A 15,453-nucleotide genomic window follows, 5' to 3' on the forward strand; every position below is an offset into this window, starting at 1 on the left:
TATACTTTTATCAATTATTAATAGAATGTTAGATTGTTATCTCAATCTGATTTCCTTCAGGGTCACTTACTACACTTTCATAGTAACCATCTCCTGTAGTGCGTGGACCATTTAACACAGAATAGCCTGCTTCTCTTAACATATCCGTTAATTGATTCACTTTTTCTTTACTACCTACAGAAAAAGCAATATGAGCATATCCTATTGTTTGTGTTTGTAATGCATCATCTATCCCTACCTGCTTCATAAGTTCTAGGCGTGCTCCACCTTCAAAAGTTATAAAATAAGATTTAAACTGCTTTTTCGGATTGTGATATAAGCTATTTTCTTCACCATCGAAGTATTGTTTATAAAAATCACGCATTCTTTCTAAATCATTCACCCAAATTGCTACATGTTCAATTTTCATAATCGACACCTTTTCTTTTATGTTATTCAACTGGCAATTGGATGCTTCATTGCCAGTACATTTAACTTTCTTTGTTTGTTTTCGTAATCATGAGATCAAGTCCAAGGCTTTTTAATCCATATAAATAATCTTCTTTCCAATCACTCACTGTTATTTTCGGAATATGCTCTGCTGGAATGTACTGCGGACAATTTTTTATAATTTGATCTATTACAAATTGGTTCACTTCATCATCGCAGAAAATAAAAGCATGAGGGTTAATAATAGCTATAAATGTAGCTATTAAACGGGTCATAGCATCTATATTATATTCCTCTGGATTATCGGATTTTTTCACTTCGTCCCCACTTCTCAAAGCTTGCAAGAAATTTTTATTATCATACTGCGGAACGAAAGATATCTCTCCTGAGAAAAAGGTACTTCCTCGTACGACATCTCCATTTACCATAATCCCGGCACCTGGACCGTTTTGACCTGCATACAAATATACAAGAGATGAATTGTCATTACTTCCTGAGTTTTTATGATAGCCGAGCACTGCAGCATTCATATCGTTTTCTATTACTACAGGTATAGAAAACCGTTCTTCCAAGTGATTTTTCAAATTAAAATTTTGAAACTTTTCATATCCAGGAATGTAGAAAATACGCCCATTATCGACTGCACCAGGCACACCAATTGATATTGAACTTATTTTCGGAAATGTAGCTATTAGACTTTCTATATGTTCTGTTAATAGACTTAGGCCCGTATCCATTAATACACTTGACGTACTGCCTTGTTCTTTCACTTCCCCTAAACAGTTAAAAATTGTATAGTTCGTCTCATTTTTTTCTAAAAATATCGCTACTCCTAACATATATTCCGGATTATATGCATATCGTTTTGCTCTTCTTCCGCCACTTGAATCATCTAAACCGACTAAAGTGACTTCACCGTCTTGTTTCATTTTTTCTATAAATTTGCTTATCGTTGGAAAACTAATTTCTAATGTATTACTAAGTTCAACTTTCGTTGCACTACCTCGCTCTAGAAGAGCTGTACGAATGCCGCGAAGGATCGTCTCTTTAATCGATTTTTGAGTAACAAATTGTTCACTCAAATCGCTCACCACCTTAATCAACATACTTATTAAACACTTTTAATAAGTTGCGTTGACAATATATCATACATCATTTTCTAAAGCAATAGAGATGATATATTTCCGCTAGCATGTACTCCTTATTTAGCTCGATGTATTCTCTCTCGTAACAGACGATACGATTCCGGACAAGAGAACAAATAATAAAACAGCTAGCAAGGCATTGCGTATTCCGAATGCTTCCCCCAGTATACCTAAAAATGGTGGTCCGACTAAAAAGGCTGTAAAACCGATTATAGAAACTGCAGCAACATTAGAAGTCGCGTTTTCACTATCATCTCCAGCGGCTGAAAGACCAATCGGGAAACCTAGCGCCGCACCAGTCCCCCACAGCACGACACCAAATGCTAGAAAATACGAGTTACTCCCAAATATGACGATTGAAATTCCTATAATCGCCATCATAATCGTAGCACGTACGACAGCCACACGACCGAACCGATCAAGGAAATAACTGCTACACATACGAGCTAACGTCATTGCCGATACAAAAATAGTGTACATAATAGAACCTGTCACTACACTTTGTCCATGTCCGTCTACCATTATAATAGGTAGCCAATCATTTGCACTTCCTTCTGCAAATGCCATTCCGAGCACAAAAAGACCAATTAAAAGCACCTTTTTTTCCATACGTAAGGACGTATGCTTCGCTCGCTTTTTGTTCGGCGATATCTCCTTCTTTCCTGTTCCATGCGGAAGAAAACGATACAACATACATACAAGTAATAAAGACACAAGAGAAACTGCAAAAAATTGATATATAATAGGGATATGGAGCGAGGCAGCAACAGAACCGCTAAGCGCACCTACTAAAGTTCCTATACTAAAAAAACCGTGGAATTTCGGAAGAAGTGTCGTTCCTAGTTTCTGCTCAATGGAAGAACCTTCTACATTCAATGAAACTTCCGCCAATCCATATCCTACTCCAAATACTAGTAGGCTACTAAAAGCCCCCATGCTGGAAACAAAATAAATAGTAATACCTAAACATAGTAATCCAACAATCATCAAAAACATACTGCCTATAATAACGTCTCTAGCTCCCTTATAGCCAATGAAATGACTTGCACTCAATAAACCAATTATTGAGCCAACAGATAGTCCGAACAAAATCCAGCCCATTTCTGCATTTGACACTGCTAAAATATCTCGCGTCGCTGCTGTTCTTGAAATCCATGTAGCAAACGCGACACCTGGTAAAGCAAATAAGAGGAATAGAGCATTTCTAGCGGCAAGTAATGTCTTTGTATGATTGTCCGTACAATATTTCTTCATATGAAACACCTTTCAAATTGTCTATACGATAATTTACGAACTGGTGAAAACGCCCTTTATTCGTCTATCATTTTAATAATTTTAGCTGGGTTACCACCAACAACTACATTATTAGGTACATCTTTTGTCACAACTGCCCCTGAAGCAATTACAACATTATCTCCAATTGAAATACCAGGGTTAATAATCGCTCCCCCGCCAACCCAAACGTTGTTACCTATCTTTACCGGCTTTCCATATTCTTTGCCAGAGTTTCGTTCCACTGGATGTAACGGATGCGTAGCAGTATAAATGTGAACACCAGGTGCAAACATACAATTATCACCAATTCGAACTTCACAAACGTCCAAAATCACACAATTGAAATTGGAGAAAAAGTTCTTTCCAATATGGATATTGTAACCATAATCACAACGAAAAGTAGGCTTAATATGTGATATTCCGTCAGCTGAAGAACCTAAAAGCTGATTTAATAAAGTAAAACGCAACTCATCTCCTGTTTCCATAGCCTCGTTATAAAGACGCGTTAACCGTTTTGCTTCAATCCTATCAGCTACTAATCCTTCATCATCTGGCATATACATTTCCCCTGCCACCATCTTTTCTTTCTCTGTTTTCATACAATCATCTCCTTTATTATCGAATGAGCCCTACTTATTAAATACCTTTAATAAGTGACTTTAATTATACTTATTAAACACGTTTAATAAGTAACCCTATATTAGCATACTTTTTCATATATGCAACTTATAAGTTTCGAAAGAAAATGTGAACCCCTTCAATTATCGAAATATCATTTTGTATCAACACATTTCTCCAGTTGTATCGAGATAATAAAGCTATTTAATTTTATCTTCAGAAAAGCAATAACCTCCCCTCAACAATATGATAGGAGGTTATTAAAAACATACTGCTTAATAACTCGTGATTAAGTCTTCGCCCTCATACCTAGGGTCTTTATCAACTTTACCATCTTTTGTTTTGATGACTTTTAGTCTACCTAACCACTCTGCTCCGTTATATGTCTCTTCACTTACCCATACATTATGCTTTTTACCGTCTACCTCAACTACTAATGTGGGGTGTGTAAACAGGAATTCCTTCTCTACATGCCTACCTACAATTTCTGCATTTATTGATGTACCTTCTTCAACTAGTTTACTATTCTGATACCCCTCGATAATAGGTAATCCAATAAATACAAAAAATATCAGTCCAAATACGATTACTTTCTTCTTTGTACTCCATTTATTCTTTTCTTTCAATTCTTTCTGTCTTGCTTCTCTTTCCTCTCGTTCATCCAAACTCTCATTTAAAGCGTCTTCCCATTCCTTGATTTCTGCTTCGATTTCTGCTTCGACTCTTGCTAGTTTTTCTAATTGTTCATCGGTTGCTACCATCTCATATGAGTTATCTCCAACCACACGAATTTCAGCACCATTTTCTTTTACTTCTTGCAAGTCTTTTTCTGTACAATCAAACTCTCGAATGATTTCCCCTTGTTTGTTAACGAGTCTAACGTAAATGTTTTTTTTCTCCTTCTTCCTAAACATCTGAACTACCCCTTTACTTGTTTCCGATCATAGATAACCCCATTGCAATTAAGATAAAGAAAACGATAATAAGGAAAGTCTTTCCTTTGCTTACTTGTGTTTTAGAACCTTCCAAGACAGCCCATATAAGAATTGGGAAAAGAAGAATGCCAAGGAGAATGTCAACTAACTTGTTACTACTCTCTTTTAGTGGTTTTTCTTCTACTTTCGGTTTTATCTGAACCGTTTCTTTTCTTATTTGTTTCGGTTTCTTTTTCTTTCGTCTATGATTCACCCAACATACTCCTTTTAGAATAACTTTTACTAATTATAAAAATACTAGAATATCCCCATTTTCAATTGAATTTGTACTATTTTCTTTTTTTTGAACACCCTTTCATTTTACACCCTTAAATATAATACATGGAATATTTATTAATTATAATAATCGCTAAGTATTACTTATATATGTAACATTACATCACAACCAAGCTAGAAATTGTATCCATAAAATAAAAAACGCTTTTCTTTACGTTATCAAATCAAATTTCTTTTTAAAAATTGGAAAATATTCCCTTAATGTAATCTCGAAAGATAACTCACATTGCATGAGACAAATGTTTCGCACTATTTTTATTCATGTAGCCAATAAAAAAAGAGAAGATTAATCTATCTTCTCTTTTTTAGTTCTTTTTTCACGTATTTAACTTAACAAACCTATAACTATGCGTAACTAACACTTTTAATATCGCATATCCTGGAATTGCTAAAATAATCCCCATAATTCCAAATAAGTTACCTGCAGTTAATATGATAAATATAATTGTAATCGGATGAATATCTAGCTTTTTCCCCATAACTTGAGGAGAAATAAATTTCCCTTCTGCTAATTGTACAACCATCATAACGATAATTACTTTTAAAACCATTGCTGGCGAGTCAATAAATGCAATAATTAAAGCTGGTGTAATTGCAATAACTGGCCCTACGTACGGAACGATATTTACAATCATTGCCAAAATAGCAAGTAATACAGCATATTTAATACCGATAATAAGGTAACCGATTAATAGCATAATACCGATAAATAAGCTAACGATAATTTGGCCTCTAATATACGAGCTAATCGCATAATGCATATCATCTAGTATGTTCTTCGCTGCTGGTCGTCTTTGCTCTGAAATAAACTTCAAAAAGTGATTCGGTAATTGCTCACCATCTTTTAAAAGATAGAACAATATAAACGGAACCATTACAAATGTTAACACAACCTCTGTAACAGTACTCAAAAATCCAGTTACATTCCCAGTTACTGATGATAATGACTTTGTAAAATCAACTGTGTAGTCTTTTACCATGTTTGCTACATCAATATTTAAATTCTCCTGAATTTTACCGAGTACATTACTTTCCCCAAATCTACGTGCCGCGCGTTCAATTTCATGACCGAAATATGGTAAGTTACGTATTAACGCATCAATTTGATCTTTAATAATCGGGATTACTGTCACAACTAAAAATACAAATAATCCTAGTACTATTATATATATAGAAGCTATTGATACGATTCTTGAAACACCTTTCTTTTCTAAAAGTGAAACGAATGGATGTAAAATATAAAATAGTACGCCCGCCAATAATACTGGGAAGAAAATTGTTTTTAAAAAGACAATAAACGGGGTAAATACAAAGGAGATTTTTGTTAGTAATAATATGTTAATGAACAATAATGCAAATCCAAGTAACACCGCTAAATAATTTTGTTCCCTAAAAAACTTTTTCAACTTATCTCTTTTTCTTACATTTTCTCTATCCAACGAAACCACCTCTTTGAATGATGAAAAGCCCTTAGTCAGGGCTTTTCATCATAATCTATATCTCTATTTCCTTACAGATTTCACTACAAATGATACAATAAGAATTAAGACGATTGCCCCTAATAATGCTGGCACGACATGAATACCGCCAAATGATGGCCCAAAAGATCCAAATAATCTACTACCTAACGAAGCACCTAATAAACCTGCGATAATATTTCCGAACATGCCACCCGGAAAATTTTTACCCGTTATAGAACTAGCAATTGCACCTATAATAGCACCAACTATTAATGTGATAATCCATCCCATTTTTAGTCCCCCATTTCTATTATGGTTTGTATGATTCAATACAAAAATATGTATTTATCAACGCCAACCATATTTCACTATAGAAATATACCTACTACTAATATATGTATGGAGATACATATATTATATGCAAAACAGAAAAACATTGTCAAACTTATCCATCAATAAATTATATTAATATAGAAGATTTGAAGGAGGATTCATTATTTATGATTCACAAATTACTTTCCAATTCTTATGAAGTAGCAACATCTATTTTACAAGTTCAAATACCAGCTTATACAATTGAAACGGACTATATAAACAGTACCGCAATCCCTCGTTTATATGATACTGTAAACGATATTCAAAGTTGCGGCGAAACATTCTATGGATATTTTTCTGAAAATAAACTTGTCGGCTTTATTTCTTTTATAGAAGAAGAAGTAATTGACATTCACCGACTAGTTGTATCGCCTGATTTTTTCAAACAAGGAATCGCAACGAAACTATTACTTTATATATTTAACATGTTCCCTTCTTCCATGACATATATTGTACAAACAGGAAAAGCAAATACTCCCGCTATCGCATTATATAAAAAACACGGCTTCATTGAAGTAACAAATACAGAACTCCCTGATGGTCTAGTACTTACACAACTTAAAAAGAAAGAAAAAATAAAATAGTTTGACTCATTCGTTTATTTATGTTATTTTTTACCTTATATAACCTTTTGCTGAGTCCAAATTTTGGAGCGGGGGAACCATTTTTGTAGCTATGCTACTTGGGGCGAATCTTTTTTAAGTAGGGAAACTCTCACTTCCCGAGTCCGACAGCTAACCTCGTAAGCGTAATGGGAGAGGAAGGTGCTCTTTGCCTATGTTACACATTTTGCCTCCTTAATTATAAATATGGAATCGTTATCAAATAGACACCTATATTTATAGAAAAGGAGATATGTATTATGTTACGTTTATCTGATCACGCAATAAAAATGATGGAGCAAAGACTTCGACTCGAACAACACCGCACATATCAAGCAAATAAAGTTGTAGATAACTTACATCACAAATACTTCTTTCAGCATATTTTTCAACCGAAAAGATAAAACACCATTTATTTAAAACAAAAAAGGCAAGGTGTGTCTATAAAGACGTTCCTTGTCTTTTTTGTTTCCTATTCTTTTATAATATCCTCACTACATTTAAACTTGCCGTACACAAATATAGACATTTTTATAATCATCAAAGGTTTCAAAAGAAAGCAAATAACCTGAGCCCATATAAATATAGAACTCAGGTTGCTTAGTTGCCCTTTTTAAAGAGGTCACTGTAGTGTCAATCCTCTCCTCTATTTAGCAATAAATCGATTTATTTTAATTACGTTTTTCATTTCAATACGTGGTGTTACGCCCTGAATCCAATCTGGATCAAATCTAAGCCAATCTTCTTCTGAGTTTTTTAACCAATCAAAATCAAAAATATTGGACCATGAAGATATCATTTCTTCTTCAGAATAACCTTCTTCTAATTGGTTATACTCTTCTTCTGTTTGAGTTAATAGCCATTTGTTTAAAACACAATGCCAAGAATCAAAACATGACCAAAGAATATCCTCTTCCGGTATGTCTAATGCAATGATAACACCTTTTTGACCTTTAGGTAGCATCCCTGGTCGGTTCTGATCTGGTCTTTTATGCCAAAGCCATACAGGATAAGTTGAACCATCATAATTAGGAAGCCTTTCCTTCATCTGTCCCATCATCCAAGCATACGAAGATTTAAATTCTGGCCAAACATATTTTTCATTCCCCTTATAAAAACCGTCGTCTCGCATTTTCCTATATATATGAAGAGGTTTTACTGTGTATACTATCAAATAAACACTTCCTATCTAACTATTAATCATCTTTTATTATAATATACCCTAAAATAACAACTCATCAAATAAGATGGATTGACTACGCAGCTTTTGCAATTGGCTTCTTCTTAGTACATTACTTTCTCGCCTTAATAATAAACGTCGTTGGCACCATTCTAGCTTATCTACTTTGTTTTAACTAAAAAATCCTTTCGATAAATTGTACATAGACCATAAACCAAACATTAATATAATTAATCCAGAAACACGATTTACAATATTGAAAGGAAAGTTTTTTATTCGATTCTTCAATATTCCAGTTACACTACTGAGAGTTAACCACCATAATGTAGAACCTAAAAAAACTCCTAATACTACAGCCAATTCAGTCATAGTATCATCATTTGGATTAGAAATTCCTAACCCAGAAAAAATGGCTAAGAAAGATAAAATGGTTACCGGATTTGTAATGGTTAAAAAAAAGGTAGAAGTATATGCTCCAAAAACAGTATTACCATTGGCTTTAGCTGATGTTTTTGACGGTTTTGAAATGAAAATTTTCAGTCCTAGATATAATAAAAACACACCACCAATAAAATGAATCCAACCTTGTTGTTCAACTAAAAAATTAGTTACAACTGTTAAACCGAGTCCAGCAATCATCCCATACAGACCATCAGCTGTTGCTGCGCCTAAACCCGAAATAAAACCAATAAATTTTCCGTACTCAAGTGTACGTCTTATGCATAAAACTCCAATAGGTCCGACAGGAGCAGCTATACTAATGCCAATGATTATTCCCTTGATAAACAATTCAAAAACCAACTTAATATCCCTCCGATGTTAAGACTATCCTTTTGTGGATTTAATTATTTTTGTGTTTATAACAGTTCTTATTAGGATTAATATTCAGAATAAAATAATAACACTTTGTTTATAATTAATAAATAAAATTACATATTTTTATTTATTAATTAACGAAGTGCAGCTAACTCACTAATATACAACCCACGTTAAGGTTTATTTGTTATGCCCATCTTTAGTACAATCGTAGAAGTTTTAAAAAACAACTCTCACATATCCCCTTTTAGCACCGTTAACTTAATGGCGATGGGATAGTTTCTATTGTTAGGTTGTTCGCAATGCTGGCGATATCCCATGCTCACCAACCTAAAGAATCAAAATCCCCCTATAACCTTACATGTATAGAACATACATTATTTTTAAAAGTAATGACACTGGTACAAGAGACAACTTCTTTTTTACATTTAATATACTAAATGCAAAAAAAGGAGCTTGATTATTTATGCCATCAAAAAATAGAGATTGTTTCAATCCTTGTGCATTTCCTTATTCATTATTTCCTTGTGCATTTCCTTGCGCCATTCCAGAGCCGATAAACCCTGACCCTACCAAATTTGATTATATCGTGATTGGTGCTGGAACTGCTGGAGGGGTAATAGCCAAAGAATTAACGGATGACAAAAGTACTTCTGTACTAGTGCTTGAAGCAGGAACAAATATGACGAATGAGCTAAGTGACCCTAGCGTTATTGCCGCCATTAATACAACCCGTGGTAACAGGTTTAGTTTTAATGTTACTTCTGAACTAGAGTCAACTATTGCACGTACACTTATTGCAACAAATGGTCGCACCATAGGGGGAAGCTCAGAAATTAGTGACATGTACGCCGTACGTGGGAGTAAAGAGTTGTATAACCATTGGGCAAGCCTTGTTGGTAATCAATGGAGTTATGATAATATTAGCTCCTTGTTCATAAAAAATGAAACCTATACAGGATCAACACAAGACCCTAGTGAACGGGGAACACAAGGGCCGATTTTTATTAGGCAACAGAGTATCCCCCCTAATGGATTGATTAATACGCTAGTTCAAGCAACAAACACTGTATTGGGAACACCGATTGCTACGGACTATAATACCGGCATAAGGGATTGTACATTTCATCAAACGCAAATTATTCAAAAAGAGGTTAGCCCCGGTGAATTTGTCCGATCCTCAACCGCAACAGGGTATTTAAATGACCATGTTGTCAGCCAAGGAAACCAGTCCAATTCAGATGAATTTGGAGTTGATGGAAGAAAGTTGGTTATTTTAACTAAAACAACCGTTAACAAAATCTTATTTAAGAAAAAAGATGGATTGAACATTGCGGTTGGTGTTGAATTTGTCAAGGATGGCGTTTCACATAGAAAGTTTGCAAGAAAAGGCATTATCGTCTCTGCAGGATTCTTTTCTTCACTCATTCTACAACGTTCAGGAATCGGTAAATCGGATGATTTGGCTAAAGCAGGTATATCAACATTGATAGAGAGTCCACATGTTGGTCACAATCTTCAAATTCAAGGTTATATTGGATTGGGAGTCGAGATAGATACCCCTCAACTTCTTCCGGTATTTTTTGCTGATCCAAACTATCCACTAATCCTAGGTGCTTTTCAAGCAGAGAATCCACTGAATCTACTAGAAAGTCGTCGTCTCCAATTAATAGGGGCTCCTATCCCATTTTTTCTCCCTGCTTCAGATGTGATCAGCAATGGTTGGAGTTTTGATTTAACTTTCCAAACCACTCCAAGTATCATGAGTTTCGGTATTATAGACGTGAATACAAAAAGCAGAGGGACAGTGCTAGTGGAGCATAGCGATCCAGAGGCTTATCCATCTCTTGACTTTCATCCGTTAGAAAATCCCAATGACCTAACGTATATGGTCGATCAATATAAGAGAATTTATAATATTATTGTAGAAGCTAGAGATCCACTGAAATACCCAAATAACGGCATCGGGAAAGTTGTTTATCCTCCCGAGAGTATATTCCAGCTACCTGACAACGATCCTAACAAACAACGTCAGCTTGAGAATTATGTCAAAGCCGCTTACACGAATTTCTCTATAGGCGGGCAGTGTCGGATGGGACAGACGATTCAAGAAGGGGTTGTCGATGGATTCCTTAATGTGTTTGGTACACAAAATCTTAAGGTTGCCGACCTGTCTATTTCGCCTCTTTTACCGGACGGTCAGCCGTCAGCCGCTGCTCAGATGATCGGACTAAATGCGGTACGGTTTATAAAAGAGGATTCCTCCTCATATGTAATGACAGATATGGAACTTGATGATTATGAAAATGAGATTAAAAAAATATAAATTAAATATTTATTAGTTTTATTCTTATTTTTTGATCTAGAGCTAGCATTTTAGCTAGAATGCTAGCTTGCCTTGTGAGGACGAACCCCATCGCAATAAAAAGAAATATCCTCAAAATGAAAAAAATACGCTATTCTTTCTGTAGAATCATAGGAAAGGATGGCGTTTTTTGTATGTCTATTTCTGTATCTGACGAACTACAACTATTTTCACAGGAGATTCTTTAGAAACTGGAAACGGCAATATTGAATTATTAACACTAACGATTACAACAAAAGATAATCAATTAGAAATTAAGACCGAGGGCATTGATGAAAATAAAGTAACCTTTATTTATGTTGCCAGTAAAAAATAATTATACATATTTTAAAGATTTCTCAGATTATCTGAGAGATCTTTTTATAAAAAAGAGAGGAATCTTTTTCAAAATAGATTCCTCTCTTTTACATTTAAATATAAGATCATAGTGCGCCTTGATTAAACTGAATTTTAAAGCTGCACCATTCCCTTTTCTTACGATGCATGATGATCTTTCTTCTTCAACAACGCTCTCTTCTTCATCGCTTTCGTTAAATATCCACCTTTAAATGAACGAATTTCATACGAAGACATAAACGCTTTCGGTGCAATTTCATTAATAATTTCTAAAAGTTCTTTCTCTCTAGAGCGTTTTGCGACGATATCTAAACGATAACGAATAGAATTAATACCTTCACCTTCAAATACTGTAACGCCAAATCCTGAATGTCGTAATTCATCTACTAATTCATTACAACGGTCTAGTAAACTAACTTGATACGTAATATATCCAATTGCTAATTTATTCTCTATATAACCGCCTAATAATAGTCCCGCACTAAAGCCGATGACATAGGCGACAATGTTCATCCAATTTGATAAATCCTGAAACACAATACCTAAACTGACAATGTAAATAGCACCTTCTAACAATCCTACACCAGCAGCGGATCTTGTTTGATTCTTTACAAGCAAAATCGTACGGATTGTTAATATAGGAACATAAATAATTTGAAGCACAAAAATAAGTAGAGCTTGTAACATTGATATCCACCTCTTTCCAAAAGTCTTTTGTCATAATAACATACATAAGCTTTAGAAATCGATGGGTTTTTAAATTTTTTTTTATTATTTTTCATACTATTGAAAAACGAAAAAAAGAAGCGTATTATATTTGTCGTTTAGTTATGATTACTTTCTTAAAATCAAAAAAGGAACCTCCATTAGGCCCCTTTATCATAGCTCTATGTTTTTAGAAGCCTTCTCTCTTCGCTTCTCTTCTTCTTTCACTAACTGCATATTTGCATAAGCTAAATTCACAATCATTAAAAAGTGACCACCTAAAATACCTGTACCAAATGCCCACATTTCCATTTCATGCTCAATTTCATACATAATGATAGCCCCTAATATAGCAGCTGCAAACCGGTTTAAAACTCCTAATCCAGGAGCCTTTTCTTTCATTACGATACTTTTCCCAAGTTTCTCCACTCTGCGAGCTAATAACCAAAGGCAATATGCGCTTACAGCTAATCCGATACCAAACCCTGTTACTTGTTTTCCAAACGGAGTAATCGTCCACATAAGTAGTAAACCACTAAAGATCACATACAATTGTAATCGATATACACGTAAGGCTGCTTGAATCAAAATATCCGCTCCTAATTTCACATTTTTTATACTTTAAAAGAAAAGCAGCAACTTACACAGTTGCTGCTTTCTCTTGTTCTTGTTCATGATCCATTTTGCGAATTTCAACACGTTTAATTTGATAAGCATCTTTTTCTAACACTTTAAATTCATAACCTTCTGCTTCAACGTGTTGTCCTTCTTCAATTTCATGGTTTTGCATCATAATCCATCCACCAATTGTATCTACATCATCTTCTTCAATGTGTAATCCAAACAAATCTTTCACTTCTGTGATGAGCACTTTTCCATCAACAATTTTATGGTGCTCGTTCACATGCTGGATTGGTGGTGCTTCATCTTCATCATATTCATCACGAATTTCGCCGACGATTTCCTCCAATATATCTTCAAGCGTTACAATTCCAGCTGTCCCTCCGTACTCATCATATAAAACAGCCATCGGAATTCGCTTCTTCTGCATTTGCAGTAATAAATCGTGAATTGGAGTTGTTTCCATCACTTCAATAATCGGACGCATATACGTGCGAATCGATGATAAATCTTCTTTATCGTTGTTCATATATCGAATAAAGAAATCTTTTACATTGACCATACCGATAATATCATCTTTATCTTCTCCAAAAATCGGATAACGTGTGTATCGTTCATTTTGGATTACTTTCATGTGCTCTTCTACTGAATCTTCAAGATAGAAACCAACGATTTCCGTACGCGGTACCATGATTTCTTTCGCAATACGATTATCAAATTCAAAGATGTTATTTACATACTTGTATTCAGCTTGATTAATTTCTCCACTTTCGTAGCTCTCTGAAAGAATAAGACGTAACTCTTCTTCTGAATGAGCTACTTCATGTTCAGAAGCTGGCTTCAAACCGAATAAACCAGTTACTACACGAGCAGAACTATTCAACACCCAAATAAACGGATACATAACTTTATAGAACATCATTAACGGACCCGCAAATAACAATGTCACTTTTTCAGCTTTTTGAATTGCCATCGTTTTCGGAGCTAATTCCCCGACTACAACGTGCAAGTATGTCATCGTCATAAATGCAAGACCAAACGTTAATACTGATGAAATAGAAGGATTTAAATTCAATTTCTCAAATAACGGATGTAATAATTTTTCTATCGTCGGTTCACCTAACCAACCTAGTCCCATCGCTGTAACCGTAATACCTAATTGACAAGCTGATAAATATTCATCTAAATTTGATGTTACTTTTTTCGCTGCTAAAGCACCGCGTTTCCCTTCCGCAACAAGCTGATCAATGCGACTTGAACGCACCTTTACAATCGCAAACTCTGCTGCTACGAAAAATCCAGTAAATGCGATTAAAATCGCAACCATGACTAAATTAAATATTCCCAATGAATCCCCTTAGTTAAAAAACTAAGGTGTCCACCTCCTGTATACTATAATGTTTTCTTATGTGCTCATGAGAAAACATAGCCCGATACAAAAATTAAAGAGGTCGGATTTCACTTTTTCTATAATAATAGAGCAAGTGTCTGTATTAAAGCTGTCGTTTGACCAGATAAAGATTTCGATATTTTTTCACGTTGTGAATCAGTCAACTCATCTAAAAGCGGCTTTAATTCCGTTAACTCTGCTTCTAATCGATGAATATGGTCTGTCACTTCATTCACTTGTTTCGAAACGTGTTCATTGATACCGAGCAGCTTCTTCTTCTCCTCGATTTTCTCTTTAATCTCACAAAGCGGCATATGCATTTCTTTGCACTTCTCAATAAATTGTAATGTCTCAAATGCTGTTTCGTCGTAATAGCGATAATTAGATTGAGATCGCTCCGCTTTTAAGATACCTAGATTCGTATAATAATCAATCGTTCGTTTCGACACGTGAGCCATGAGAGCCAACTGTCCGATTCGATACACCTTCCCAACGATCTTCCCCCCTTGTTTATATTACTAACATCATACAATACATAAACTGTACAGTCAAACGTGACGGTTTGTTATTCATAATTTATACACAACTCCACATACTTTTTTAAACTTACAGACTATAGTTTCAACTTTATAATTAGATTATCAAATTTAATAAGTGACGTGCTAACGAAATATATTCATGAAATCACCTATTCTTTTCAACCTTTCTTATTTTAGAACATGCCCTTCCATTTCTAAAAAATCAATTCAGTACAATAAATACCAAAATAAACTGAAAATTAAGTTATAATAACGTTATAACATATAGAAAGGGGGCAGATTCACATGTACTACAACACTTCATTCGAAAACGATCAACCTGTAGG

At 34.7% G+C, this 15,453-nt stretch carries 18 protein-coding genes and 1 riboswitch; of the genes, 4 read left to right on the forward strand and 14 right to left on the reverse strand.

What is annotated here, in order from left to right; all coding sequences use genetic code 11:
* Window positions 1–28: 28 nt before the first annotated feature.
* From COC96_RS14955 to COC96_RS14990, 8 genes are all read right to left on the reverse strand, one after another.
* Window positions 29–409, reverse strand: a complete 381-nt coding sequence (locus tag COC96_RS14955; RefSeq protein ID WP_098253157.1) for a VOC family protein — start codon at window positions 407–409, stop codon at window positions 29–31.
* 61 nt (window positions 410–470) lie between these two features.
* The gene (locus tag COC96_RS14960) at window positions 471–1,511 is read right to left on the reverse strand and encodes an ROK family transcriptional regulator (RefSeq protein WP_140417286.1); all 1,041 of its coding nucleotides are present in this window, start codon (window positions 1,509–1,511) and stop codon (window positions 471–473) included.
* Between the two features lie 123 nt (window positions 1,512–1,634).
* Window positions 1,635–2,828: an MFS transporter gene (locus tag COC96_RS14965; protein WP_098768997.1), complete on the reverse strand. Its 1,194-nt coding sequence runs from the start codon at window positions 2,826–2,828 to the stop codon at window positions 1,635–1,637.
* A gap of 56 nt (window positions 2,829–2,884) precedes the next feature.
* A complete protein-coding gene (locus COC96_RS14970) occupies window positions 2,885–3,448 on the reverse strand; it encodes a maltose acetyltransferase domain-containing protein (protein ID WP_098768998.1) in 564 nt (187 codons plus the stop codon).
* A 294-nt stretch (window positions 3,449–3,742) separates the two neighbouring features.
* Window positions 3,743–4,381 (reverse strand): hypothetical protein, encoded by a 639-nt coding sequence (locus COC96_RS14975; protein ID WP_098768999.1) that lies wholly within the window; start codon window positions 4,379–4,381, stop codon window positions 3,743–3,745.
* Window positions 4,382–4,394: 13 nt separating this feature from the next.
* Window positions 4,395–4,655, reverse strand: a complete 261-nt coding sequence (locus COC96_RS14980) for a hypothetical protein (RefSeq protein WP_098267509.1) — start codon at window positions 4,653–4,655, stop codon at window positions 4,395–4,397.
* 400 nt (window positions 4,656–5,055) lie between these two features.
* The gene (locus COC96_RS14985) at window positions 5,056–6,186 is read right to left on the reverse strand and encodes an AI-2E family transporter (protein ID WP_098769000.1); all 1,131 of its coding nucleotides are present in this window, start codon (window positions 6,184–6,186) and stop codon (window positions 5,056–5,058) included.
* Window positions 6,187–6,240: 54 nt separating this feature from the next.
* A complete protein-coding gene (locus tag COC96_RS14990; protein ID WP_098769001.1) occupies window positions 6,241–6,489 on the reverse strand; it encodes a GlsB/YeaQ/YmgE family stress response membrane protein in 249 nt (82 codons plus the stop codon).
* 209 nt (window positions 6,490–6,698) lie between these two features.
* On the opposite strand from COC96_RS14990, the gene COC96_RS14995 reads away from it, so the two are divergent.
* From COC96_RS14995 to COC96_RS28530, 3 genes are all read left to right on the forward strand, one after another.
* Complete coding sequence (locus COC96_RS14995; RefSeq protein ID WP_098769002.1) at window positions 6,699–7,157, forward strand: GNAT family N-acetyltransferase; 459 nt, start codon at window positions 6,699–6,701, stop codon at window positions 7,155–7,157.
* 38 nt (window positions 7,158–7,195) lie between these two features.
* A riboswitch (cyclic di-AMP (ydaO/yuaA leader) is annotated at window positions 7,196–7,338 on the forward strand.
* Between the two features lie 97 nt (window positions 7,339–7,435).
* Window positions 7,436–7,579 carry a hypothetical protein gene (locus COC96_RS27585; RefSeq protein ID WP_000945246.1) on the forward strand — a complete coding sequence of 48 codons (144 nt, stop codon included), beginning with the start codon at window positions 7,436–7,438 and terminating at the stop codon, window positions 7,577–7,579.
* Window positions 7,576–7,779 carry an IS3 family transposase gene (locus tag COC96_RS28530; protein WP_373604887.1) on the forward strand — a complete coding sequence of 68 codons (204 nt, stop codon included), beginning with the start codon at window positions 7,576–7,578 and terminating at the stop codon, window positions 7,777–7,779. Before COC96_RS27585 ends, COC96_RS28530 begins: the two co-directional genes overlap by 4 nt.
* Window positions 7,780–7,821: 42 nt before the next feature.
* Here COC96_RS28530 and COC96_RS15005 read toward each other — a convergent pair whose 3' ends face one another.
* Both COC96_RS15005 and COC96_RS15010 read right to left on the reverse strand, forming a co-directional pair.
* The gene (locus COC96_RS15005; protein ID WP_098267506.1) at window positions 7,822–8,349 is read right to left on the reverse strand and encodes a DUF3841 domain-containing protein; all 528 of its coding nucleotides are present in this window, start codon (window positions 8,347–8,349) and stop codon (window positions 7,822–7,824) included.
* Window positions 8,350–8,526: 177 nt separating this feature from the next.
* On the reverse strand, window positions 8,527–9,156 hold the full coding sequence (locus tag COC96_RS15010; RefSeq protein WP_098769003.1) for a LysE family translocator: 630 nt from the start codon (window positions 9,154–9,156) through the stop codon (window positions 8,527–8,529).
* 481 nt (window positions 9,157–9,637) lie between these two features.
* On the opposite strand from COC96_RS15010, the gene COC96_RS15015 reads away from it, so the two are divergent.
* Window positions 9,638–11,497 (forward strand): GMC family oxidoreductase, encoded by a 1,860-nt coding sequence (locus COC96_RS15015; RefSeq protein WP_098769004.1) that lies wholly within the window; start codon window positions 9,638–9,640, stop codon window positions 11,495–11,497.
* Window positions 11,498–12,010: 513 nt separating this feature from the next.
* On the opposite strand, the gene COC96_RS15025 is transcribed toward COC96_RS15015, so the two are convergent.
* From COC96_RS15025 to COC96_RS15040, 4 genes are all read right to left on the reverse strand, one after another.
* Window positions 12,011–12,559: a DUF2179 domain-containing protein gene (locus COC96_RS15025; protein ID WP_088229749.1), complete on the reverse strand. Its 549-nt coding sequence runs from the start codon at window positions 12,557–12,559 to the stop codon at window positions 12,011–12,013.
* A gap of 192 nt (window positions 12,560–12,751) precedes the next feature.
* Entirely contained in the window at window positions 12,752–13,165 is a 414-nt protein-coding gene (locus COC96_RS15030) for an ATP synthase subunit I (RefSeq protein WP_088229750.1), read from the reverse strand.
* A 52-nt stretch (window positions 13,166–13,217) separates the two neighbouring features.
* Window positions 13,218–14,546 carry a hemolysin family protein gene (locus tag COC96_RS15035; protein WP_098267500.1) on the reverse strand — a complete coding sequence of 443 codons (1,329 nt, stop codon included), beginning with the start codon at window positions 14,544–14,546 and terminating at the stop codon, window positions 13,218–13,220.
* 119 nt (window positions 14,547–14,665) lie between these two features.
* Window positions 14,666–15,073, reverse strand: coding sequence for a MerR family transcriptional regulator (locus COC96_RS15040; RefSeq protein ID WP_025149265.1), 408 nt, complete (start codon window positions 15,071–15,073; stop codon window positions 14,666–14,668).
* Between the last annotated feature and the right edge of the window lie 380 nt (window positions 15,074–15,453).

It is taken from the genome of Bacillus cereus (assembly GCF_002577405.1).
In the GTDB taxonomy this organism is placed as follows: domain Bacteria; phylum Bacillota; class Bacilli; order Bacillales; family Bacillaceae_G; genus Bacillus_A; species Bacillus_A cereus_AU.

Excerpts from the sequence above, each read along its gene's own strand:
- COC96_RS15015 (WP_098769004.1), top strand. The coding sequence starts at position 9,638 with ATGCCATCAAAAAATAGAGATTGTTTCAATCCTTGTGCATTTCCTTAT.
- COC96_RS14970 (WP_098768998.1), bottom strand. The coding sequence starts at position 3,448 with ATGAAAACAGAGAAAGAAAAGATGGTGGCAGGGGAAATGTATATGCCA.
- COC96_RS27585 (WP_000945246.1), top strand. The coding sequence starts at position 7,436 with ATGTTACGTTTATCTGATCACGCAATAAAAATGATGGAGCAAAGACTT.
- COC96_RS14975 (WP_098768999.1), bottom strand. The coding sequence starts at position 4,381 with ATGTTTAGGAAGAAGGAGAAAAAAAACATTTACGTTAGACTCGTTAAC.
- COC96_RS14965 (WP_098768997.1), bottom strand. The coding sequence starts at position 2,828 with ATGAAGAAATATTGTACGGACAATCATACAAAGACATTACTTGCCGCT.
- COC96_RS14955 (WP_098253157.1), bottom strand. The coding sequence starts at position 409 with ATGAAAATTGAACATGTAGCAATTTGGGTGAATGATTTAGAAAGAATG.
- COC96_RS15025 (WP_088229749.1), bottom strand. The coding sequence starts at position 12,559 with ATGTTACAAGCTCTACTTATTTTTGTGCTTCAAATTATTTATGTTCCT.
- COC96_RS14995 (WP_098769002.1), top strand. The coding sequence starts at position 6,699 with ATGATTCACAAATTACTTTCCAATTCTTATGAAGTAGCAACATCTATT.
- COC96_RS14990 (WP_098769001.1), bottom strand. The coding sequence starts at position 6,489 with ATGGGATGGATTATCACATTAATAGTTGGTGCTATTATAGGTGCAATT.